General features: G+C 61.2%; 20 protein-coding genes. 10 read left to right on the forward strand and 10 right to left on the reverse strand.

Annotation, left to right across the window (positions count from 1 at the left end; genetic code table 11):
- The first annotated feature begins 51 nt into the window (after nucleotides 1-51).
- From hsdR to Thiosp_RS04220, 7 genes are all read left to right on the forward strand, one after another.
- A complete protein-coding gene (gene hsdR, locus Thiosp_RS04190; RefSeq protein ID WP_201065646.1) occupies nucleotides 52-2,526 on the forward strand; it encodes an EcoAI/FtnUII family type I restriction enzme subunit R in 2,475 nt (824 codons plus the stop codon).
- A 107-nt stretch (nucleotides 2,527-2,633) separates the two neighbouring features.
- Entirely contained in the window at nucleotides 2,634-4,091 is a 1,458-nt protein-coding gene (locus Thiosp_RS04195) for a type I restriction-modification system subunit M (RefSeq protein ID WP_201065647.1), read from the forward strand.
- A complete protein-coding gene (locus Thiosp_RS04200) occupies nucleotides 4,088-4,930 on the forward strand; it encodes a DUF3800 domain-containing protein (RefSeq protein WP_201065648.1) in 843 nt (280 codons plus the stop codon). The genes Thiosp_RS04195 and Thiosp_RS04200 overlap by 4 nt, the downstream gene beginning before the upstream one ends.
- Nucleotides 4,931-5,066: 136 nt before the next feature.
- A complete protein-coding gene (locus tag Thiosp_RS04205) occupies nucleotides 5,067-5,315 on the forward strand; it encodes a DUF433 domain-containing protein (protein WP_201065649.1) in 249 nt (82 codons plus the stop codon).
- Between the two features lie 64 nt (nucleotides 5,316-5,379).
- Nucleotides 5,380-7,104: a restriction endonuclease subunit S gene (locus Thiosp_RS04210; RefSeq protein WP_201065650.1), complete on the forward strand. Its 1,725-nt coding sequence runs from the start codon at nucleotides 5,380-5,382 to the stop codon at nucleotides 7,102-7,104.
- Nucleotides 7,105-7,219: 115 nt separating this feature from the next.
- Nucleotides 7,220-7,459 carry a type II toxin-antitoxin system ParD family antitoxin gene (locus Thiosp_RS04215; protein ID WP_201065652.1) on the forward strand — a complete coding sequence of 80 codons (240 nt, stop codon included), beginning with the start codon at nucleotides 7,220-7,222 and terminating at the stop codon, nucleotides 7,457-7,459.
- A complete protein-coding gene (locus Thiosp_RS04220; protein WP_201065654.1) occupies nucleotides 7,459-7,761 on the forward strand; it encodes a type II toxin-antitoxin system RelE/ParE family toxin in 303 nt (100 codons plus the stop codon). Before Thiosp_RS04215 ends, Thiosp_RS04220 begins: the two co-directional genes overlap by 1 nt.
- 72 nt (nucleotides 7,762-7,833) lie before the next feature.
- Here Thiosp_RS04220 and Thiosp_RS04225 read toward each other — a convergent pair whose 3' ends face one another.
- Both Thiosp_RS04225 and Thiosp_RS04230 read right to left on the reverse strand, forming a co-directional pair.
- Nucleotides 7,834-8,154, reverse strand: a complete 321-nt coding sequence (locus Thiosp_RS04225) for a type II toxin-antitoxin system YafQ family toxin (RefSeq protein ID WP_201065656.1) — start codon at nucleotides 8,152-8,154, stop codon at nucleotides 7,834-7,836.
- Complete coding sequence (locus tag Thiosp_RS04230; RefSeq protein WP_201065657.1) at nucleotides 8,126-8,404, reverse strand: type II toxin-antitoxin system RelB/DinJ family antitoxin; 279 nt, start codon at nucleotides 8,402-8,404, stop codon at nucleotides 8,126-8,128. Before Thiosp_RS04230 ends, Thiosp_RS04225 begins: the two co-directional genes overlap by 29 nt.
- A 216-nt stretch (nucleotides 8,405-8,620) precedes the next feature.
- On the opposite strand from Thiosp_RS04230, the gene Thiosp_RS04235 reads away from it, so the two are divergent.
- Entirely contained in the window at nucleotides 8,621-10,207 is a 1,587-nt protein-coding gene (locus Thiosp_RS04235; RefSeq protein ID WP_201065659.1) for a sigma-54-dependent transcriptional regulator, read from the forward strand.
- A gap of 21 nt (nucleotides 10,208-10,228) precedes the next feature.
- Here Thiosp_RS04235 and Thiosp_RS04240 read toward each other — a convergent pair whose 3' ends face one another.
- Nucleotides 10,229-11,176, reverse strand: coding sequence for a sulfur oxygenase reductase family protein (locus tag Thiosp_RS04240; RefSeq protein ID WP_201065661.1), 948 nt, complete (start codon nucleotides 11,174-11,176; stop codon nucleotides 10,229-10,231).
- A gap of 130 nt (nucleotides 11,177-11,306) precedes the next feature.
- Here Thiosp_RS04240 and Thiosp_RS04245 point away from each other — a divergent pair, with 130 nt between their 5' ends.
- A complete protein-coding gene (locus tag Thiosp_RS04245; RefSeq protein WP_323696830.1) occupies nucleotides 11,307-12,098 on the forward strand; it encodes a DUF599 domain-containing protein in 792 nt (263 codons plus the stop codon).
- A 65-nt stretch (nucleotides 12,099-12,163) separates the two neighbouring features.
- Here the strand turns inward: Thiosp_RS04245 and Thiosp_RS04250 are convergent, their stop codons facing one another.
- Both Thiosp_RS04250 and Thiosp_RS04255 read right to left on the reverse strand, forming a co-directional pair.
- Nucleotides 12,164-12,730: a hypothetical protein gene (locus Thiosp_RS04250; RefSeq protein ID WP_201065665.1), complete on the reverse strand. Its 567-nt coding sequence runs from the start codon at nucleotides 12,728-12,730 to the stop codon at nucleotides 12,164-12,166.
- A gap of 3 nt (nucleotides 12,731-12,733) precedes the next feature.
- A complete protein-coding gene (locus Thiosp_RS04255; protein WP_201065667.1) occupies nucleotides 12,734-13,318 on the reverse strand; it encodes a hypothetical protein in 585 nt (194 codons plus the stop codon).
- Between the two features lie 409 nt (nucleotides 13,319-13,727).
- On the opposite strand from Thiosp_RS04255, the gene Thiosp_RS04260 reads away from it, so the two are divergent.
- On the forward strand, nucleotides 13,728-14,060 hold the full coding sequence (locus tag Thiosp_RS04260) for an STAS domain-containing protein (RefSeq protein WP_201065669.1): 333 nt from the start codon (nucleotides 13,728-13,730) through the stop codon (nucleotides 14,058-14,060).
- 69 nt (nucleotides 14,061-14,129) lie between these two features.
- On the opposite strand, the gene Thiosp_RS04265 is transcribed toward Thiosp_RS04260, so the two are convergent.
- The 5 genes from Thiosp_RS04265 to Thiosp_RS04285 all read right to left on the reverse strand — a co-directional run bounded on the left by Thiosp_RS04265 (nucleotide 14,130) and on the right by Thiosp_RS04285 (nucleotide 20,594).
- Nucleotides 14,130-14,543 carry an ATP-binding protein gene (locus tag Thiosp_RS04265; RefSeq protein WP_201065671.1) on the reverse strand — a complete coding sequence of 138 codons (414 nt, stop codon included), beginning with the start codon at nucleotides 14,541-14,543 and terminating at the stop codon, nucleotides 14,130-14,132.
- A 117-nt stretch (nucleotides 14,544-14,660) separates the two neighbouring features.
- Complete coding sequence (gene cuyB, locus Thiosp_RS04270; protein WP_201065673.1) at nucleotides 14,661-15,353, reverse strand: cysteate racemase; 693 nt, start codon at nucleotides 15,351-15,353, stop codon at nucleotides 14,661-14,663.
- Nucleotides 15,341-16,648 carry a dicarboxylate/amino acid:cation symporter gene (locus tag Thiosp_RS04275; protein ID WP_201065675.1) on the reverse strand — a complete coding sequence of 436 codons (1,308 nt, stop codon included), beginning with the start codon at nucleotides 16,646-16,648 and terminating at the stop codon, nucleotides 15,341-15,343. The genes cuyB and Thiosp_RS04275 overlap by 13 nt, the downstream gene beginning before the upstream one ends.
- Nucleotides 16,648-18,525 (reverse strand): transporter substrate-binding domain-containing protein, encoded by a 1,878-nt coding sequence (locus tag Thiosp_RS04280; RefSeq protein WP_201065677.1) that lies wholly within the window; start codon nucleotides 18,523-18,525, stop codon nucleotides 16,648-16,650. Before Thiosp_RS04280 ends, Thiosp_RS04275 begins: the two co-directional genes overlap by 1 nt.
- On the reverse strand, nucleotides 18,522-20,594 hold the full coding sequence (locus tag Thiosp_RS04285; RefSeq protein WP_201065679.1) for a SpoIIE family protein phosphatase: 2,073 nt from the start codon (nucleotides 20,592-20,594) through the stop codon (nucleotides 18,522-18,524). Before Thiosp_RS04285 ends, Thiosp_RS04280 begins: the two co-directional genes overlap by 4 nt.
- Nucleotides 20,595-20,783: the final 189 nt, after the last annotated feature.

Raw genomic sequence — 20,783 nt, forward strand, 5'->3', positions numbered from 1 at the left:
GCAGCTAGGTCAGCCGCGCCACGTGAATCCGCCAGGAAAGGCCATGCCGGAATGAACAAGAAGTCGCTGAGCGAAGACGACATCTGCGTCAAGTTCATCACGCCAGCCATTGTCAACGCCGGTTGGGACGAGAGCACCCAGATCCGCCGCCAGGTCTCCTTCACCAAAGGCCGCATCATCGTGCGCGGCAAGCTGGTGACCCGCGGCAAGGCCAAGCGCGCCGACTTCATCCTCTATTACCGCGGCATCCCGATCGCGATCATCGAGGCCAAGGACAACAACCACAGCGTCGGCGCTGGCATGCAGCAGGCCCTCGACTACGCTCTGACGCTGGACGTTCCCTTCGTCTTCGCCAGCAACGGCGACGCCTTCGTCTTCCATGACCGCACTGGCCAGAGCGCCCAACTTGAGACCGCCCTCGCGCTGGACGCCTTCCCCGCGCCCGATGCCCTCTGGGCGCGCTACCGCGCCTGGAAGAACCTCGCGCCCGCCCAGGAAGCCATCGTCCTGCAACCCTATTTCCACGACGGCAGCGGCAAGGAGCCGCGCTACTACCAGCGCAACGCCATCAACGCCGCGATCGAGGCCATCGCCAAGGGGCGGGACCGCATCCTGCTGGTCATGGCCACCGGTACCGGCAAGACCTACACCGCCTTCCAGATCATCTGGCGGCTGTGGAAGGCTGGGCGTAAGAAACGCATCCTGTTCCTCGCCGACCGCAACGTCCTGATCGACCAAACCATGGTCAACGACTTCCGCCCCTTCGGTCCGGCCATGGCCAAGCTCAGCACCAAAGCCAAGACCATCGAGCGCGCCGACGGCACCAGCACCGAACTGACCCTGGCGCTGGACAAACAGCGACGGATCGACACCGCCTACGAGATTTACCTCGGTTTGTACCAAGCCATTACCGGTCCCGAGGAGCGCCAGAAGCTCTTTCGCGAGTTCTCCCCCGGCTTTTTCGATCTGATCGTCATCGACGAGTGCCACCGCGGTAGCGCCGCCGAGGATTCCGCCTGGCGCGAGATCCTCGACCACTTCGCCGCCGCCACCCAGATCGGGCTAACCGCCACACCCAAGGAAACCGAATACGTCTCCAACATTCACTACTTCGGCAAGCCGGTCTTCTCCTACTCACTCAAGCAGGGCATTCGCGACGGCTTTCTCGCCCCCTACAAGGTCATCAAGGTGCACCTGGACGTCGACGTGGAGGGCTACCGCCCCACAACCGGCGAGACCGACAGCAAGGGCGAGCTGATCGAGGACCGCCACTACAACCAGAAAGACTTCGACCGGACCTTGGTCATCGACGCTCGCACCCGGCGCATCGCCAAGTGGGTCTCGGACTACCTCAAACAGAGCGGCGACCGCTTCCAGAAGACCATTATCTTCTGCGTCGACACCGACCATGCTGCCCGCATGCGCCAGGCCCTGATCAACGAAAACCAGGATCTCACCCAGCAGAATCCCAGGTACGTCATGCGCATCACTGGGGATGATCCGGACGGTCAGGCTCAGCTCGACAACTTCATCGACCCCGAGTCCAGGTACCCGGTGCTGGTCACCACCTCACGCCTGCTCTCGACCGGAGTGGATGCCCAGACCTGCCGCCTGATCGTGCTGGAGCGCGAGGTCGGCTCCATGACTGAGTTCAAGCAGATCGTCGGGCGCGGCACCCGGGTCCACGAGGACACCAAGAAGTACTATTTCACCCTGGTCGACTTCCGTAAGGCGACTAACCACTTCGCCGACCCTGACTTCGACGGCGAGCCGGTGCAGATTTACGAGCCCGGCGAGGATGATCCCCCGATCCCGCCCGAGGACGAGATGCCGGTCGATCAAGGGGAGGACGCCATCCCGCCGCAACCGGGCGAGGATGAGATCGTCATCGACCAGCCGGAGCCGCCCGACATCAGCCTGCCGCCCGGAACCTTGCCGCCCGGCGTCGGTGAGCCGCGACCCAAGTACTACATCAAGGGCCGGCCAGTCACCGTGCTGACCGAGCGGGTCGAGTACCTGGACGAGAACGGCAAGCTGGTCACTGAGAGCCTGCGCGACTACTCCCGCCGCGCCATCCGCGGCCATTTCGCGAGCCTCGAGCAGTTTCTGCGTCGTTGGCGCTCCACCGAGCGCAAGGAGGCCATCATCGAGGAGCTGGCCGAGGAAGGGCTGCTGCTCGAGCCCCTGCTGGAAGAAGTCGGCAAGGAGCTCGACCCCTTCGACCTGATCTGCCACATCGCCTTCGACCAGCCGCCGCTCACCCGTCGCGAGCGTGCCAACAAGGTCGCCAAGGGTGACGTATTCACCAAGTACGGCCCCCAAGCCCGCGCCGTGCTGGAGGCCCTGCTCGATAAGTACCAGGACGAGGGCCTGGTCGGCGGACTCGATAACGTCCGCGTCCTGGCGGTCCCACCCTTCGATAAAATGGGCACCCCGCTACAACTCATCAAAGAGTTTGGCACCAAGGCCGGCTTTGAGCAGGCCGTGCATGAGCTGCAAGCCGCCCTCTATGAGGACGTTGCATGAACGAGGAGTCTTCCGCCAAGGCGCAAAGGCGTGAAGAAGAATTCCTCGGCGGCTTCACCTCTTAACCTGAGCGTCTTCTTTTACTCCACCTCGGTTGACTCATCGCCATGTCGGTCAGAACCACCGTCAAATCCATCCAGGACATCATGCGCCAGGACGTCGGCGTCGACGGCGACGCCCAGCGCCTCTCCCAGCTGTGCTGGATGTTCTTCCTCAAGATCATCGACGATCAGGACCAGGAGCTGGAAGTCATGCGCGATGGGTACAGCTCGCCCATCCCCGCGCGGCTGCAATGGCGCACCTGGGCCGCAAACCCCGAGGGCATGACCGGCGAAGACCTGCTCGACTTCATCAACGACGACCTGTTCCCCTCGCTCAAGGAACTGGCCGCCCTTGGCGCCAGCGCCAACCGCGCCCGCGTTGTGCGTGGCGTCTTCGCGGACGCCTACAACTACATGAAGTCCGGCCACCTCCTGCGTCAGGTGGTCAACAAGATCAGCGCCGTGGACTTCAATGACCTGGCCGAGCGCAAGCACTTCGGCGACATCTACGAGCAACTGCTGAACGACCTGCAATCCGCCGGCAACGCGGGCGAGTACTACACCCCGCGCGCCGTCACCGCCTTCATGGCCGAGCGCATCGACCCCAAACCCGGCGAGCTCCTGTTCGACCCCGCCTGCGGCACCGGCGGCTTCCTCACCTGCGCCATCAGGCACATGCGCGAGCGTTACGTGAAGCGCCCGGAGGACGAGCAGGCCCTGCAAGCCGGCTTGCGCGCGGTCGAGAAGAAGCAGCTCCCGCACATGCTTTGCGTCACCAATCTGCTGCTGCACGGCATTGAGGACCCGAGCTTCGTGCGCCACGACAACACCCTGGCCCGACCCTACATCAGCTACGGCCAGAGTGAGCGGGTGGACATCATCCTCACCAACCCGCCCTTTGGCGGCAAAGAGGAAGACGGCATCGAGTCCAACTTCCCCGCCCACTTCCGCACCAAGGAGACCGCCGACCTGTTCCTGGCGCTGTTCATCCGCCTGCTCAAGCCCAGCGGGCGCGCCGCCGTGGTCCTACCCGATGGCAGCCTGTTCGGCGAGGGCGTCAAGACCCGGCTCAAGGAGCATTTGCTGGAGGAGTGCAACCTGCACACCGTCGTTCGGCTGCCCAACAGCGTCTTCAAACCCTACGCCAGCATCGGCACGAACCTGCTGTTCTTTGAGAAGGGCGAGCCGACCCAGGATGTCTGGTTCTACGAGCACCGGGTTCCCGAGGGCCAGAAAGCCTACTCCATGACCAAGCCGATTCGGGTCGAGCACCTGCAAGGCTGCGTGGACTGGTGGGGCGGCGCCGAGCGAACAGGCCGGGAGCAGACCGAGCAAGCCTGGCGGGTCAGCCTCGACGAGATCAAGGCCCGCACCTACAACCTCGACTTCAAGAACCCCCACACCGTCGCGGACGACCACGGCGACCCCGAGGAGTTGCTGGCCAAGCTGAATGAGTCCGAACAGCAGGCCGCCGCCCTGCGCGTGCAGTTGAAGGCTATCCTGGCGGAGGCGCTGTTGCGATGAGCATCGACGAGCCCCCATCAACCGCAATGCCGGTTCAGTATTTCGTTGACGAAAGCGGTGATGGTGTGCTGTTCGACGCCAAAGGCCGGGTGCTGTACGAGGCGGGGAGCGCGCCACGCCATTTCATTCTGGGCATGGCGCGGATCGAACAGCCCGAGCAGGTCGCGCAGGCGTTGACGGAACTGCGAATGGCGCTCTTGGCCGATCCCTACTTCAAAGGCGTGCCGTCTTTTCGGCCCGATGCCGGCAAGACGGCGCTGTACTTCCATGCCAAGGACGATCTGCCCGAAGTCCGGCGCGAGGTCTTGCGGCTGCTGTTGACCCTGGATTTCAAATTTTCCGCTGTCGTGAAGAGTATGAAGGCGGTGCTCGACTATGTGCGCCGACGTAACCTCATGGACAGCCGCTATCGTTATCGGCCCAACGAGTTGTACGATTTGACCGTGCGCATGCTCTTCAAGCAGCGGCTTCACCAGCATCGGGTTTATCGAATCGTCTTCGCCAGACGAGGCAAGCGCGACCGCACCGAGGCACTCAAGGAGCAGATCCAACTCGCTCGTGAGCGTTTCCTGCGGCAGCTCGGTCGGGAAGCGGATGAGACGGCGTTGGAGGTGATTCCAGCTTATCCACAGGAGTCTCCGGGACTTCAGGTCGCGGACTACTGTCTGTGGGCGCTCCAGCGCTTATTCGAGAAAGAGGAGGATCGTTATGTGCAGATGTTGTGGCCGAAGGTCTCGCTGATCCACGATGTGGATGACAACGGTCGGAATCGCTACGGTTGCTACTACAGCAAGCGTCGGCCCTTGACGATCGCGGACATAAAAAATCGGCAGGTATAGAATCCAAGGCTTGAGCCAAGGATCACACGGCATGAAGCCGAATTTTGCCTGCCGATCTAACTCGAGAATGGCCGATGATCGAAGCCGTGTCAAGCTCGCTTCACGATTGCCAGCCAGCCTCGGAGGTGTTGCCGAGATGAGTTTGAGCGAACGCATTCAGACCGATCTCGCTGTCTGTCACGGCCAGCCGGTGATCCGCGATACCCGCGTTCCCGTCTCGATTGTCCTCGGTAGTTTGGCCGGCGGTATGAGCATGAGCGAGATCGTCGATGAGTACGGCGTGACCCCCGAGGACATTCAGGCTGCACTGAATTTCGCCAGTGATCTCATCGCGCGGCAGTCCTGCTGCCGCGTGCCGCCCGATGCGATCAGAGAGTCGGCCTGACGCCGATGCGCGCAGTGATGATCTCCTGTCTTTGCGCCTTTGCGTCACCTAATCGGAAACTGAAATGAATCCGCAGCGACTCCTGCAGCACTTCGACCGGATTGCCGAGGCGCCCGATGCCGTTGCCCGACTGCGGCGGTTCGTTCTGGATCTGGCGGTGCGGGGGAAGCTGGTGGAGCAGGACCCAAACGACGAGTCGGTATCCAAGACCCTACGTAGCATCAAGGTGCGCGGATTCTCCGAAGGTGCGTTTCCCGTTCCTACCGTGTGGGCGTGGATCGATGTAGGTTCCGTCGCCGAGGCCCGATTGGGAAAGATGCTAGACAAAGGCAAGAACAAAGGTAACCCGCGCCCCTACCTTCGGAACGTCAATGTCCGTTGGTTCAATTTCGATCTTGCTGATCTGCTAGAAATGCGGTTCAAGGACTCTGAGCTTGCTGAGTTTGAACTACGAAGCGGTGACGTCCTCATCTGTGAGGGCGGCGAACCTGGCCGTGCCGCTGTGTGGGACCAACGGGCTCGAGGCATCTATTTCCAAAAGGCAATACACCGAGTGCGGTTCTCGCCAGTCGTCGATCCGCATTTTTTCGCAAAGGCCCTCAAAGCTAGCTCCGAAGACGGGCGGTTGCAGCAGTCATTCACAGGGACCGGCATCAAGCACTTTACCGGAAGAAGTCTTGCTGCCTACCGGTTTCCGCTCCCACCGCTACCAGAACAACACCGCATCGTCGCCAAGGTCGATGAACTGATGGTGCTGTGCGATCGGCTGGAGGCGGCGCAGGCCAAGCGCGAGCAGCGGCGCGACCTGCTGGTGGCGGCCAGCCTGCGGCAGTTGCAGGATGAAGAAAGTCTCACGCAAAAGCGCGAAGGCGCGAAGAAAGAAAAAGAAGCGAGTCGAAAAAAACTTTGCGCCTTTGCGCCTTCGCGTGAGCCCATCTTTCTTCGAGACATCCCTCGCCTAACCACCCGCCCCGAGCACATCAAGTACCTGCGCCAGACCATACTTGGCCTTGCCGTGAGTGGGGAGCTAGTGCCACAAGATCAGCAGGAGGAACCGGCGAGCAGCCTCTTGAAACAGATTGCAAACGAGATTGCTGCTTACGCCACCGCTAACGGGATCGTTCCAACTCGTCCCGATCACATTGCCCCCGTTGACATGCCGTTCGCTGCGCCGCTCGGTTGGCAATGGACCCGCCTTTGCGCTCTGTTTAATGTCATTACCGATGGCGACCATCAGCCTCCACCAAGAGCCGAGAGTGGTATAGCCTTCCTGACGATTGGAAACGTCACGACAGGACGACTTGATTTCGCCGGATGCCGATTCGTCCCAGAGAACTATTTTCGCTCGCTTCCGATGCATCGCACGCCCTGTAAAGGCGACATCCTGTATACCGTGGTTGGCGCTACATTCGGGAGGCCGGCGGTAGTCGATACTGATCGAAAGTTCTGCGTTCAGCGCCACATAGCGATCTTGAAGCCAACAGCCTCTGCGAGCTTGCACTTCATGGCGTACTTAATGGCATCGCCGTTGGTCTACAGCCAAGCATCGAATAAAACGACTGGCACTGCCCAGCCCACTATTGGCCTTCGGCCACTTCGGAATTTCGTTGTACCGTTGCCACCGCTCGCCGAGCAACACCGCATCGTCGCAAAGGTCGATGAGCTGATGGCCATCTGCGACCAACTGGAAGCCCAGCTCGACACCACCCAAACCGACAGCCGCCGCCTGCTCGAAGCCGTGCTGCATGAGGCCCTGGCCTCGGCCACAGCCGCGGAATTGGCGGCGTAGCCCTGCTGCTTTTCTGCAAGGGCTCGGGCAAGAGACGGGGTGAGACCGCGACTTGACTTGTTGGGCCTTCCCCATAAGATATACGAAATATTGGTATTTTTAGAGAATGATCGCAATGGCGAAAAACACCAGCGTCAGCTTGGGAGACCACTTCGACCAGTTTATTGCCGGCCAGCTTTCGACGGGGCGCTACGGCTCCGCCACAGAGGTGGTGAGAGCGGGACTGCGCCTTCTTGAAAGCGAAGAGCAGAAACTGGAAACACTGCGCCATTTGATTGCTGAAGGTCGAGCCAGCGGGACGGCAGGATATAGCTACGAGACCTTTATGGCTGAGCTCGACAAAGAGCTGAATTAGTGGGTAAATTTTCGCTTACCCATGCCGCCAAGAATGATCTTCGGGGAATTGCCCGTTTTACCGAGGAACGCTGGGGACGCGCACAACGCCGGCATTACCTGAAAGGGCTGGACGACGCTTTCAGAATGTTGGCCGCCTCGCCCAAGCTGGGAAATGCTTGCGACCAGATTGAGCCAGGCCTTCGTAAGTATCATTTTCAGAGTCACGTCGTGTTTTACGACGTTATCTCCGATGAAGAGATCCATGTTGTCCGTGTTCTTCACAAAAGCATGGATGCCCACCAGGCCGTTTTCTCCGCCTAACGCCAAGCCTCAGCGGCGGAACTTCGAGATCAGCAGAGAATCACCGCCGTTGCGGCATTCCCGGTGAGGATTTCAGGTTTCAAATAGATCGGCGTGGGTGCCGGCGCGCACGAAGTTGACGGTCTTGCCCTCGACCTGGTAGATCAGCAGGAAATCACCGCCGATGTGGCATTCCCGGTGATCGGCCCATTCGCCCTTGAGTGGGTGGTCCAGCCATTCGGGCCCGAGCGGCACATCGTTTGCAATGAGCAGCAAGATGGCTTGCTTGAGTCGGTTCATATCGTGGCGGCCGGAACGGGACAGGCGTTCCCAGTCCTTCCGGAACGCCTTGGCGTAGTCGGCTGCCCGTGGTGGGGAGGTTCGTTTACTGTTGGCTGTTTTTTTCAAGGTCATCGAAGAGCGCGTCAGCGGATTGGAAGCGGGCCGAGCGTGCTTTCATCATCGCCCGCGATTCCTCCATCGCCCTCTGGGTTTCGGCATTGGGTACCTTCAGCTCCAGCGGAAACGCCTGATCGTTGACCACGCGCTTGAGCAGAATCCGCACGGCATCCGAAACCGACAACCCCATGGCCGCCAGTGCCTCGCTGGCCTGGGCCTTGATGTCGTCATCCACACGGACATGTAGCATCGATGTGTTGGCCATGATGGAACCTCCTGAATTCGGCTATTCTGTATCTCATAAGAGATACGGTCAAGGCGCGAAGTTCCGAGCGGCGCATCCTTGGCAATGAGCAGCGGCATCGCTTGCTTGAGTGGCTTCATGTCGCGGCGCCCGCTGGTCTCTGGCGGCCACCCGGGCAAGCGGCACGACCCTGTTGTGTTAAAAGATCATCTATTCACAGACAGGGTTTGACCGCGAATGCCCAGCTCACGCCGTTTATCGCCCGCTGAACGCGACTTCTTCGCCCTGCTGACCGAGACTGTCTATGCGAACCCGTTCGGAAGCGATCAGGACGGGCTTAGCCGCCTGCTTGGTCGTGATCTGCCAGCCGACCCGATCTCCCAGGCCGATCATTATGGCAAGCTGATGCCGGAGGTCGACAAGCGGCTGGCGGCTTTGCGCGAGCGCGGGCTCGAGCGGCTCGAGCAGTTAGCCGGCGAGGACCGCGAGTTGATGCGGCAGGTTTTTCTGTTCGTCGGCTATCAGCGCCATTTCGATCTGTTCGACAAGCTGATCGAGCAGCAGTCGGCAACAGAGACAAACACGCCCGATCTGCGCTGGCTGCCGCAATTGTTGGCCGGCCTGCGCGATAACGGCTTCACGCCCGCCGAGGTGCGGCGCTGGGTGGCGCTCTATTATCAGTTGCGCCGGGCCTATTTTTTCATCGAGCGCGCCATGGTCGGGCGCAGTGCGCCCATGCGGCAGCTGCGCCGCGCGCTTTGGAACAGTGTTTTCACCAACGACCTGCGCCGCTACACCCTGATTTTGTGGGGGCGCATGCAGGACTTCTCCACCCTGCTGCTGGGAGAGACCGGCACCGGCAAGGGCTCGGCCGCCGCCGCCATCGGTCGCTCGGGGGCCATTCCCTTGAGCGATGACGAGCGCGGCTTTGTGCGTGGGCTCGACCAGACCTTCATCGCCACCAATCTGTCGGAGCTGTCCGAGAGCCTGATCGAATCCGAGTTGTTCGGTCACCGCAAGGGCGCCTTCACCGGGGCGGTGGATCATCATGACGGCCTGTTCGCGCGCTGCGATGCCTATGGGACCCTGTTTCTGGACGAAATCGGAGATGTCTCCCTGCCGGTGCAGACCAAGCTGCTGCGCGTGCTGCAGGAGCGCACCTTCGCCCCCGTCGGCAGCCATGAGACGCGGCGCTTCGCCGGCCGGGTGGTGGCGGCAACCAACCGTCCGCTCGCTGGCTTGACCGCGGGTCTGCCGAGCGGGCAGGCGGCTGGAAGCAGGGACGGATCAGCGATCGGCGCGCCTGCTGGATCAGCGGCCGGTTTTGCTTCTGGACAAGGTTTCCGGCGCGACTTTTTCTATCGTCTCTCCGGCAATATCATCACCATGCCGAGCCTGCGCGAGCGCCTGGCCGACTGTCCCGAGGAGCTCGGCGAGCTGGCCACTGCGCTGCTCGAGCGCATGCTCGGCGAGGCTGCGCGTGTCGAGCACCCGCGCATCATGGATGCGCTGACCGAGCTGCCCGCCGACTATCCCTGGCCCGGCAATGTGCGCGAACTCGAGCAGGCGTTGCGGCGCATCATCCTGAACGGCTGCTATGTCCCCGACACCCTGTTCGAAAAGGGGGCGGGCGAGCAACAAGACCGCTGGCTCGTCGGCGTCCGCGACGGTTCGCTCGACGCTGCCGCTCTGTTGTCAGGTTATTGCCAGCGGCTATACGAGCGGCTCGGCACCTACGAGGCGGTGGCCGCGGTGACCCAGCTCGACCGGCGCACGGTGAAAAAGCACATTGAGGGCAAGGTCCCTTGTGAAACCGATGGGTGACCCCTCGATGCTGATCCGTTGCTAGCGCAAGCCTTGCAGGATCTCACGATAGGTATGCTCGCTGAACATGCTGTCTGAGATGCGCACGGTGGGCTTGGTCAGGCAGTTGTTCAGCACCTTGGTGCCGTGAACCTGGAGGATCTCGGGCTTGACGTTGACATGCGGCATGCTGGTCTGGGCGTAGTTCATGTTCTCGAACTCGACCATGGTGATGTATTCGGCCGGGATGCTGTAGCCCTCCCAAACCTCGGCGGTGCGCTGCAGCTTGGCGCCGGGTTCGCGCTTGAGCTCTGCCATCATGGACTCGACCGTGGCCTGGCCGCTGCCGAGGGTGGACAGGCCGATGCGCTTGATGATCTGCCAGCCGATCACGCCGGGGGATGCCTCCAGCATCTCCATGGTCTGGATTTCGCCCTGCTCGAATTCCTCTTCCTTGCCGTGGCGCACCTGATGGGTGGCGAGTACCGTGACCGTATGCTCGGTATCCATCGCATAGCCTTTCATTTTGCTCGGATCAGCGCCGCCGAAGGCCATCTGCACGAACTGGTTGCGTGACACCAGCTTGGGCAGTTTGCTTTTGACGATGCGGAAGATCGGCTCTTCTGGTCCGTCGAGCAACATGCCGCCGCACTTGGCGCAGGACTGCACCACCACGTCCTCAAAGGTTTCATGGAAGTCCTCGTGTGCTTCCCAGGAGTCCCAGTAGGTGAACTGGTCGATCCAGATGTGCGACAGCTCCGAGCCCATGTCCGAGCTGGCGGCCCAGCGCATGCCCATGGGGCAACTGCCGCGCTGGCGCATCAAGTCGAAGCCGCGAAAGCCGGGGGTCAGTGCTGTGGCCAGGCACATTTTGCTGCTGGCCTCTTTCATCATGCTCATCAGGTTCGGGTCGTTGCGCACCAGAACCCGGTTGATGGCGACATAGAGGGGTGACTTGGGCTCGGCGTCGAACAGGGCTTTCATATCCATCGGAGAGGACCTTTTGGGTTAGGGGAGGGAAGCGGTGTGCAGGCGTGATCCGAAATTGAGTATTATCAATCTAGCGCAAAGATCAGGGCGCTTCCGACGGTTTTAAATGCCTTCGTCTAGAAGCGGGGGTTTGGCCGCCGATGAAACTCTTGGTGTCCTTATGGAACAAGGGTTTAAGTGGGCCGTTGTGGTTTGTAGTAATAGCCGGCTGGCGTGGGTTGTGCTACTTCTAATCCAAGAAGGCCGTGTAAGGGACGAAGATGTGTACTCAATCGTGATTACCGACAAAGCACTCGAAATTGGCCTATCCGGCTCCGCCATCAGCCTGTTGGTGTTGTACCACTTGTTCCACGCATGGGAGGTGAGAGCGCGCCCGGAGCAGACGTCCTTTGGGCGCAATTCTCTAGCGCGGGCACGTTGGGCGGCGCATATCATGCGCAAGGGTTCGGATATTCTGGCGGTGCAGACGTTGCGCAATTGGACCATGGGCGCCACCCTGCTGGCTTCTACGGCCATCGTGCTGGCACTGGGGATTCTGAGCTTCGCGCTCAGCTCGGATGGTGTCGACCAGCTAAACAGCATTGTTCATATCGCCGGCGTGCGCAGCCACGCGCTGGCAGTGATCAAGGCGTTGCTGGCGGTCTTTATCTACTTAATTGGCTTCGTCAGCTTTTCGCTGTGCATCCGCTTTTACAACCACGCAGCCTTTCTGCTCAATCTGCCGCCGGGGGAGGGTGAAGAACCCGATCCGACAGCGGCGATTCATGCCATCAGCCGCGGGGCTGGTGCTTATAACTTCGGCATGCGCGCCTACTATGTCTCCATCCCGCTAATGCTATGGCTGCTTGGGCCGATCTGGTTCTTCCTTGGCGCGGTGGTGATGATCTTTCTCATCTACCGACTGGATCACGGTTCTGGTTGATTTGCCGCGGGCGCTTGCTTGGGGATGTTAGCTGGGAGATGTCGGCTGGGAGATATCAGCGGGGGTCAGTTGTTGGGGAAAATGGACATGGGCCGCGACATGATGTCGACATCGCGGCCGATGCCGCCGACGTTGCCAGTCATGTCGATCAGCTGCCGATCCATGGTGTAGAGGGTGGCGCCGATGGAGGTCATGTGCTGCTCGATGAAGTCCATCCGCTCGGCAATGGTCAGAATGTCCTCGCGCATGCTGCCCATATTGTTGCCCATGCCAGCGACCGATTGATAAATCGACGGCATGGTGCTGACCTGAGTGTCCATCTCAACCACGGCCTGCTCCATGGTCAGCATGTCCCGGTTAACCCGGTCGAAGTCTGAACGCATTCTCTGCATATCATCGGCCATCTCCACCATGTAGAAGGTGATTTTGTCCATGCGGCTGGTAAATGTGGCAATCAGGGCCAGCATGGCAATCATCATCACCACCATGCCGAGCATGGCGTAGCGGATGATATTGTTAATACGGGTGGTGCTGCGAACCATGTTGTGCTTGAACACAAACATGAGGTCCTCATGCAGGTCCATGAAGCGGTTCGCGGCATCCTCGGTGGCGGTGCGGTCGTCTGTTGTCATGGGCTATTGGCCGAAAAAGGGCATCATGCGCATCGGGCTGCTCATCTGATTGACGTTGCGGCGCATGATGAACATGTCGCGGTTCAGCAAGCCGAACGCCTGATTCATTTCGATCATATTGTGGTCGATGCCGCCGACGGTCTCGCCAATGCCGCTGACATTCGGGGAGATGTCGCCCATGGCGCCGGTGATGAGGTCGATGTCACCGCGCATCTGCCGTAGTTTGATCTCCAGTGGTGGCATCACGCTCATGTGGTCGCGCATCCGGCCGACGGCGGTGTCGATGGTGGAGACGTGGAGCGCGACCTGGCTGAAATCCTCCTGCATCGCGTCGATCTCGCCGTACATGTTGCCCATGCGCTCGGTGATCACGCCCATGGCCCCCACCAGGGTCCAAATCAGGTAAAACACGGGCGGCGTCAGCACGAGCATGATGATGGATGCGACTCGTCCGATGAGCTGGGTGCGCTGATTGGACTGGCTGTGGCGGAAGTCGACATCCTCTTCCTGCTTGACGGTTTGCTCCAGGCGCTCGTTGATGATGCTCAACGCCTCGAGTGACATGGGGCGGGACTCGTTTTGTGGCATGCTGGCTTACCGAAATGTTTATGGTCCCGGCCACCCCCTACGCACCCCCAGGAAACACAAATCCGAAACTGGTGGCGTATTGGTCGTTGAAGGGTCAGGGCAAGCCGATAGCGGTTTGCGCTTGCCGGATAGACGAAGCCGTCAGAAGACGGCATGATGCACCTTGATTGGCAGGGGGCAGAGCCTGATATAACCTGATGCAGCGTGCCGATTGAGTTGAGGCCGGTCTGATCAAGCATAGCGCAAATTCGGGTCGGCAATACCGCAGGTTTCAAGCTGTTTGTCAGGCGCTGGGAATGCCGCCCTATCCTAAAGGGGCCTGCGCTGTTCGCGAAAGGCGCTTGCGAGATCGTCTGCTCGCACCGAGGACTATTTTGAATCGTCAAGCGATATCGACGGAGGTTATGCCGTGACGGCAGACTATTTTGATCAGGAGGGGGTACTGGTGGTGCAGCCGGGAAAGCGGCTCGATTCAACCAGCTCGCCGGAGGTCGATCGAGAGGTATCGGCGCGCATCGAAGCGGGCGCTTCGCGGGTGGTGTTCGACTTTCAGAATACTGAATATCTTTCCAGTGCCGGGCTGCGAGTGATGATGAAAGCCGCCAAGGCCACAGGAAAGAGCGGAGGCGGTGTCGGGTTGTGTGGCGCCAACGCGCATGTCAAGCAGGTTGTCGAGCTGTGCGGGATGGAGTCCCTGTTTAAGATCGCCCCGAGTCTCGATCGCGCGATCAAGCTCGTTTAGGCCGTCCACCCGGTTCTAAAAAAGCTCCTCCAGCTGTCTCTGGTCAATGCGCCCGGTCGGGTTGGCCAGTCACTTCTCCTCAATCCGCTTGACCAGGCGCAGGTGATTGCGCTGGCCGACCCGCTTGTAGCTCAGTTCGTTGGTTAGCGTCTGCACCAGATGAATCCCTAAACCGCCGATCGGGCGATCTTCCAGCGGGGCGTCGATATGCTCAGGGGGGCCGGCGGCGGTGGGGTCGAAGGGTGTGGTGTCGTCGCTGATGTCGATGACCATGCGCCCGTCCTCAAGCTGTACCTCAACTTCGATGTTGGGCTCTTTGCCTTCGATTTTGCCGTGCTTGAGGATGTTGACAACAAGCTCTTCGATGCACAGCACAGCCGCATGCACGGCGGCAAAGGGAATCGCCGCGTCCATCAGCTCGCTTTCGACCTGCTCAATGAGTACGGCGATGGCATCTGGAGTGTCCGCTACCTGAAATTTCATCGCTCGGCCCTTTGTTGCTGATCCGTGACTGGCGTCATTCATAGCCCAACCGGTGCAAGACCTTGCGGATCTTCGCTAGCCTTTGGTCAGTCAAGCGAGTGTCATCTTGGCCCAGGGTTACAGCTGGGCGTTGGGCATCAGCCGCTGCACCGCATGGCGTGCCAGCTCGAGTGTCGTATCGACGAGCTGAAGACCCTGGGTGTTGACCCGCGCCATCGCCAGCGGCAGTTCGGTGCAGCCAAGGATCAGCGTTTGCGAATCGATCGCCAGGGGGGCGCTGAGCAACTGCTGGAACTGTTCTGCGGCGGCATCAATCGCGCCGGCCTTGACCTCGGCGATACAGCGGTCAACAGCCGTTTGCAAGCGATGTTGATCAGGAACGCTGCAGTCGATGCCGCGCTGCGCGCACAGCCGTTGGTAGAAGCCCGAGGCGACCGTGCCGCGGGAGGCCAGCAGCAAGACTGAGCCTGCTGGCTGCAAGCTCGCCAGCGCGGCCTCGGCGATATGGATGATCGGCGCGTCACTGGCGCTGGCCAAGGCATCGTACCAATGGTGCGAGGTATTACAGGGAATCGCGATCGCATCGACCCCAAAGCCATTCAGCTGTTCGATGGCACGCTGCAGCTCGGGGAGCGGGCTCGGGCCCTTGGCGAGGATGGCGGCGGTGCGGTCAGGGGTCTGCGGTAGGTTCAGGACCAGGCTGGGCAGATGGTCCTGATCGCAGTGCGCCGGGGTCACTGCCACCAGCTTGCACATAAAATCGGCGGTGGCGGCTGGGCCCAGGCCGCCGAGGACGCCTAGGCAGGGCATGCTTGCGCCTCCCCGAGCGCGGGGCGTTCGCAGGCGAGGCTGACCGATGCCATGTTGGTCATCACCAGGACCAGGGTGCGCAGGATGTCGACCAGGGGATCAATCGCCAAGAAGAGGATGAAGGCGGCCTCGAAGGGTAGTCCGATATAACCGCAGACGATGCCGGTGAGGGTGACGACCGCAATGCCGGTCATGCCGGCCGATGCCAGTCCAGCGATGATCGAGCCTGCGAGCAGGATGGCGAAGTCGGTTGCGCTCAGGCTCATCCCGTAGATCTGGGCAACAAAGAGCGTCGCGCAGACGTAGTAGAGAATCGGGCCGGTGCGCAGCAGCGACACGCTCAGTGGCACCAGCAGCTCGACTCGGGTCTGATCCAGTCCGATGCGATCAATCAACGACTGGATCATCACGGGCATGCAGATCACGCTGTTGCGGGTTGCCACCGCCAGCGAGAACGGATCGCGAAGGGCGTCGAGCACCGTGCCGAGCGTCGATCCGCTGCGTTGCCAGATCACCAGCGCCGAGAAGCCTATCAGGGCAAACGAGCCGGCGGCGAAGGCGGCCAGGAATTGGGTCATCGCCAGAATCGGCTCCCAGCCAGACTCGGCGATCTGCGCCGCGCTCATGAAGAGCAGCACCGGCGGCAAGAAGTAACTCATCCAACGCATCAGCATCTGGCAGCCCTGATAGACGGCATGCAGGGTGTCAGTGAAGGCCTGGGCGACTGAGTCGGGGACATGGCCGATCGCGAGCCCGAGCAAGATCGAGAACACCAGGACCTGCAAGGTCTCGCCATTTGTCAGTGCGGCGAAGATGTTGGAAGGGATCAGGCTTAACAACACCGAACCGACACCGGGTTCTGACGCCGCTGTCATCGGGCTGCTGAGTGTCATCTCGATATTGTGGGCGCCGGAATCAACACCAACCAGGTTACCCAAGATTTCCAGGGTGTGAGGCGAGAAGCTCCACAACTGCTGCACGACAAACATGACCAGGGCGCCGGTGACCGCCGAGACCAGGGAGAAGACCAGGAACACCAGCAGCACGCGAAGCAAGATGCTGCCAGACTCACCTTCACGCATGACCCGCTGCACGCTGTAGATCACCGCGGCGACCATGAACGGCAGCACCACCATCTTCATCAGGTCGAGGTAGACATCGCCGACGAAGTCGAAGCGGAGAGAAAATTCGGGCAAGTACGTGCCCATCGCAAGCCCGAGAAACAGGCTCGCGATGATAACCAGCGGATGTAATGCCAGTCGCTTGAGCCCGCGTTCGTGATGCTGAGTGGCCATCAGTTGCTCGCTCCAGAGCGGATTAGCTCATCCGCCTCGCGCGCCGCCTCGAGGGTTGTTTCGATGTCCAGCTTGTTTGCCCTGGTTTCAAGAAACAGGTTGATGAAGTTAAGCAGGGCGTCGTCCCCGAGCGCGACGACCACGCTGAGGGTGTCCTGCAGATCCTCCAGGGTGACGGTGCGCAACCGCAGCGAGGCCTGGGAATCCGCGGTCAGGAGTCGGCGAATTTCCAGTTCATCGCGATATACGGCGACCACCTCGCCGGTGCTCACCGCCTCGACCGCTGCGTCCCAGGTCGGATAGGGGCGGATCTGCGCGGCTGGGAAGTTGCGCTTGGCGAATTCGGCAAATGACGAGTGCGCGATCACGCCGATGCTGCCATCGAAGGTGCGCACCACGTTCTCCAACTGCTGCGAATGAGTCATCTGCGCCAGGCGCAGCCGATTGAAGGCCAAGGCATGACTGAGGCGAAGATAGGGCGCGGAGAATTGCACCCGCTGGGCCCGTGCCAGGGTGCGCGACAGCTTGCTGATGCCGATATCCGCCTCGCCTTCGGCGACCAGATCGACGACCTCGTTGAAGCTTTGCGCGTCACGGTTCAGCCGCAGTTCGACGCCGAGTTCGGCCGCCAACTCGCGTGCCATGGTGACCTCGAGACCGACGGTCTCCCCACTCAGGGTATAGAAGAACGGTGGTGTCTCCATGCCGCCCATGGCGACGATGAGCTCGCCGCTGCTGACGATACGGGCGATGTCAGGTGGAAGTGCTCCGGCCGGTACTGCCCGGCTCAGGCTGGAGCTGGAGGGGGTGACGGGTGCCAGTTCAGTGCGGGTTGGGGCGGTCTTCGACAGTTCGGCCGGGTCGAGATTCGGCTTGGGCTGAGGCTGATGCTCATGCCTGGGGGCAGCCGCGTCCGCTTGCGTTTGGCCCGCGCGCGAATCGCTCGAGTGCTGGCTTGGAGTCGATTTGTCGAGTGCCGCCGGCGGCGACTGCGACGGACCGCTCGCGCTGCCATCAGTCAGCGACAACCCCTCGTCTTCCGGGGCGGATGAGCCCTCGCGCCAGGTCGACCGCATGCGCTGGCTGAAATCGCTATGTCGGATGCCCCATTTCTCTTCAAGCTGGGTGAAAAGACCGCTGCCGTGCCAGTCCTTGATCGCGTCGGAGACGAACTGCTCCAGCCGGCTGCCGCGCTCGTCTCGATTCAGGGCAGCCACCCAACCGGTGACGTAGAGCGGCGGCAACACCATCTCGTAGCGCGTTGCCAACTGCGGGTCGCCGAGCATCACCGAAAACACCGCGGTATCACCGAGAAAGCCATCGCAGCGTCCCTCCAGCAGGGCCTTCAACGCAACCTCGGCGCTGTACAGGGCAACGATGTCGGCGCCATGCTCGACCGCCAGAGGCCGATTGTAGAAGGAGCCACGACGCGAACAGATGCGCCGGTTGCGAATGTCCGACCACTGATGAAAGCCGGCGGATTGGCGCGCCAGCAGGCTGGCGCCTGACTCATAGTAAGGCGGTTGCACCAGCGTCATCGCCTCGCGCCGCTCGGGCGTCTCGTTCATGGTCGCGATGATCATATCGACCCGTCCCGACTCGAGCGCGTTCTCGCGTTCCGCCGAGAGCACCGGCACCAACTTCAGCGCCACCCCCAGTCGATCGGCCAGATCGCGAGCCAGGTCCGGCTCTAGGCCGACGATCCGATCGCTCCCGGGGCAGCGCTCACCCCAGGCTGGGACATCGGCCTTGACGCCGACCACCAACTCGCCGCGCCAACGGATGTCGTCGAGGCTGTCGGCGCTCAGCGCGGCGCTGCTGATTAGCAGCAGCCAGCCTAGCAGGATTGGCCAGCGGCCCGCGCGAAGCCCCATCATCCTGCGTCCGCCTGGTCCACCGGGGACGCATCGACTGTGGTCGTGCGATCCTGCTCACCGAACTGCAGCGCGACGCAGGTGATGTCGTCGGATTGCTCTTGGTCGTCGGCAAAGGCATCAACCGCGTCGAAGATCCGGTCCACGGCCTCGCGTGGGCTGTTTGGCGGCTGACCGGAGAACAGCGCATGCAGGCGCTCGGTGCCGAACTCCTGTTGACTTTGATTCATGGCTTCGTTGACGCCATCGCTGAATAGGATCAGGGTATCACCGGCCGTGAGCTTGAAGGAGCCGGTCTGATAATCGATCTCTTCCATCACTCCGAGCACAACGCCTTTGGTGGGGGGCAATTCAGAGACCTCACCATCGGCGCGCACCAGCAGCGGTGAGGGATGGCCGGCGTTGACATAGGTGAGTTCGCCAGACGCGGGGTTGAAGCGGATATAGATCAGGGTGACGAAGGTGCAGGCGTCATTGTCGTCCGCCAGGATGTCGTTGACGATCGCCATCAGCTCTCCGATCGAATCCTGCCGCTGAGTCGCATAGGCGCGCAAAAGTGTATTCGCTTGGGTGCCGAACAGGCCTGCCGGAATGCCCTTGTCGCTGACGTCCGCGACCATGATGTCGCGCATCTCCTCGCATGCCTCGAAATGGTCGTAGAAGTCGCCCCCAATCTCCTTGGCGGGTCGCATTCGGCCCCAGAGCGCATAGCGAGGGTCGCTGGGCCAGTGCTGGGGCAGGATCGCGGCCTGCACTCGCGCGGCGATATCCAGCTCTTGGCGAAGCGATACCAGTTGCATGGACTCGTTAAAGGCGCGTGTGATGCTCTCGAACCAGGGTCGCCAGGATGAGGGTACCGCAGGGATATCGGTGGGCTCGAAGTTGGACTCGGCGGCAATGTGTCGCACCAACTTTGCCGCTGGGCCAACGAATTCGCGCGAGGTCAGCAGATAGGTAAGCCCCATCAGCAACGCCAGTCCGATCAACATTGCCACCATCGGGCCACCGATATCCCCGAGCAGCAGAGCCCAGAGTTTCTGCATCGGCACGATATAGAGCATCGACCAAGGCGCATTGAGCAACGGCCGGCGGATCACCAGGTAGTCCGCGATTTCAGCTGCTTGCCGAGCCGGCAGTGCAAGGAGTTCAGCCTGAAATGGCCGCAGCGACTCGGGTAGCGATTGCGCGAGATCCGGTGTCTGCTCCACCGCGAGGGGATTCTGGTACATCACTGGATGGGTCAGCACACGTTGCTGGTCGTCAACCAGCATGGTGAAGCCGAGCGGATAGGTGAAGTCGCTGTTGATCCGGTTAAGGTAATCAACGCTGAGATCAATCGAGAGCACGCCGATGAACCGATCCTCATCGTAGATCGGCACCGCAACCGGCGCCAGCAGACCGAGTGCTTCACCGCCGAAGTAGACCGGCGCCCAATACTTCGCTCGGTCTGGATTGGCGGCCGGGAGTCCCAGCTGCCACACCGGCTGATTGACCACCTGGGCCACAAAGGCGATCTTTTCCGCGCGTCGCCATGGTAGTTGCGCCTGGACCCCCTGGGTTGAAAAGAAATGCGCGCCCGCGGCACTGGGCAGGTTGAAGAGCAGCGAGCTCCACTCGTCGTTCAGGCTGAGGATGATCGCCAGATCGCGATAGAAGGTCTCCGAGCGTCCTTCGAGCGCGCCGGTGCCGAGGATGTTACCGGCCGAGTCGCGGTCGGGCAGGGCATCGAGATTGAAGCCGGAGCCGTCATCGTTCGGGCGCAGCCACAGCCCCGGGGGGCTCTTCAGTGGCGAGGCATCGCCGGCAGGCGCCGCGCCGCCATTGCCGCGCGTGGCCGCTGAGATGCGCAGCGTCTCTAATTGGTCGCCGGCCGAGCGCAGCACGAACTCGAAGAACTGGGCATGACGCTCGACATTGGCTTCGATAAAGTGAATCTCCTCGGCCAGCTTGCGCTGGAAGAGGTAGCCAAAGAAGACGATGAGCGCCAATAGCAGCGACAGGTAAGCCACCGCGATCATGCGGTTGTAGTTGCGAAAGAGGTTGGCCGACTGGCGCGTCGTTGGCGTTGTCATAGGGAGCCTGGTCTTGGTCGTAACCGTGACCAAGACCTGGTAGCAAACCAAGATCCTGGGCGATGGCGATGGATTCAACGCCTGCGGCGCGAGCCTAGTGCGCGCGCGCATCTACATCGCTCAGCAGGCTATCCGAGGAACGCAAAAGGGTCAAGGTGGCCGCGCCATGTGCGAACGGCAAATCTGCTC

It is taken from the genome of Thiorhodovibrio litoralis, assembly GCF_033954455.1.
GTDB lineage: Bacteria > Pseudomonadota > Gammaproteobacteria > Chromatiales > Chromatiaceae > Thiorhodovibrio > Thiorhodovibrio litoralis.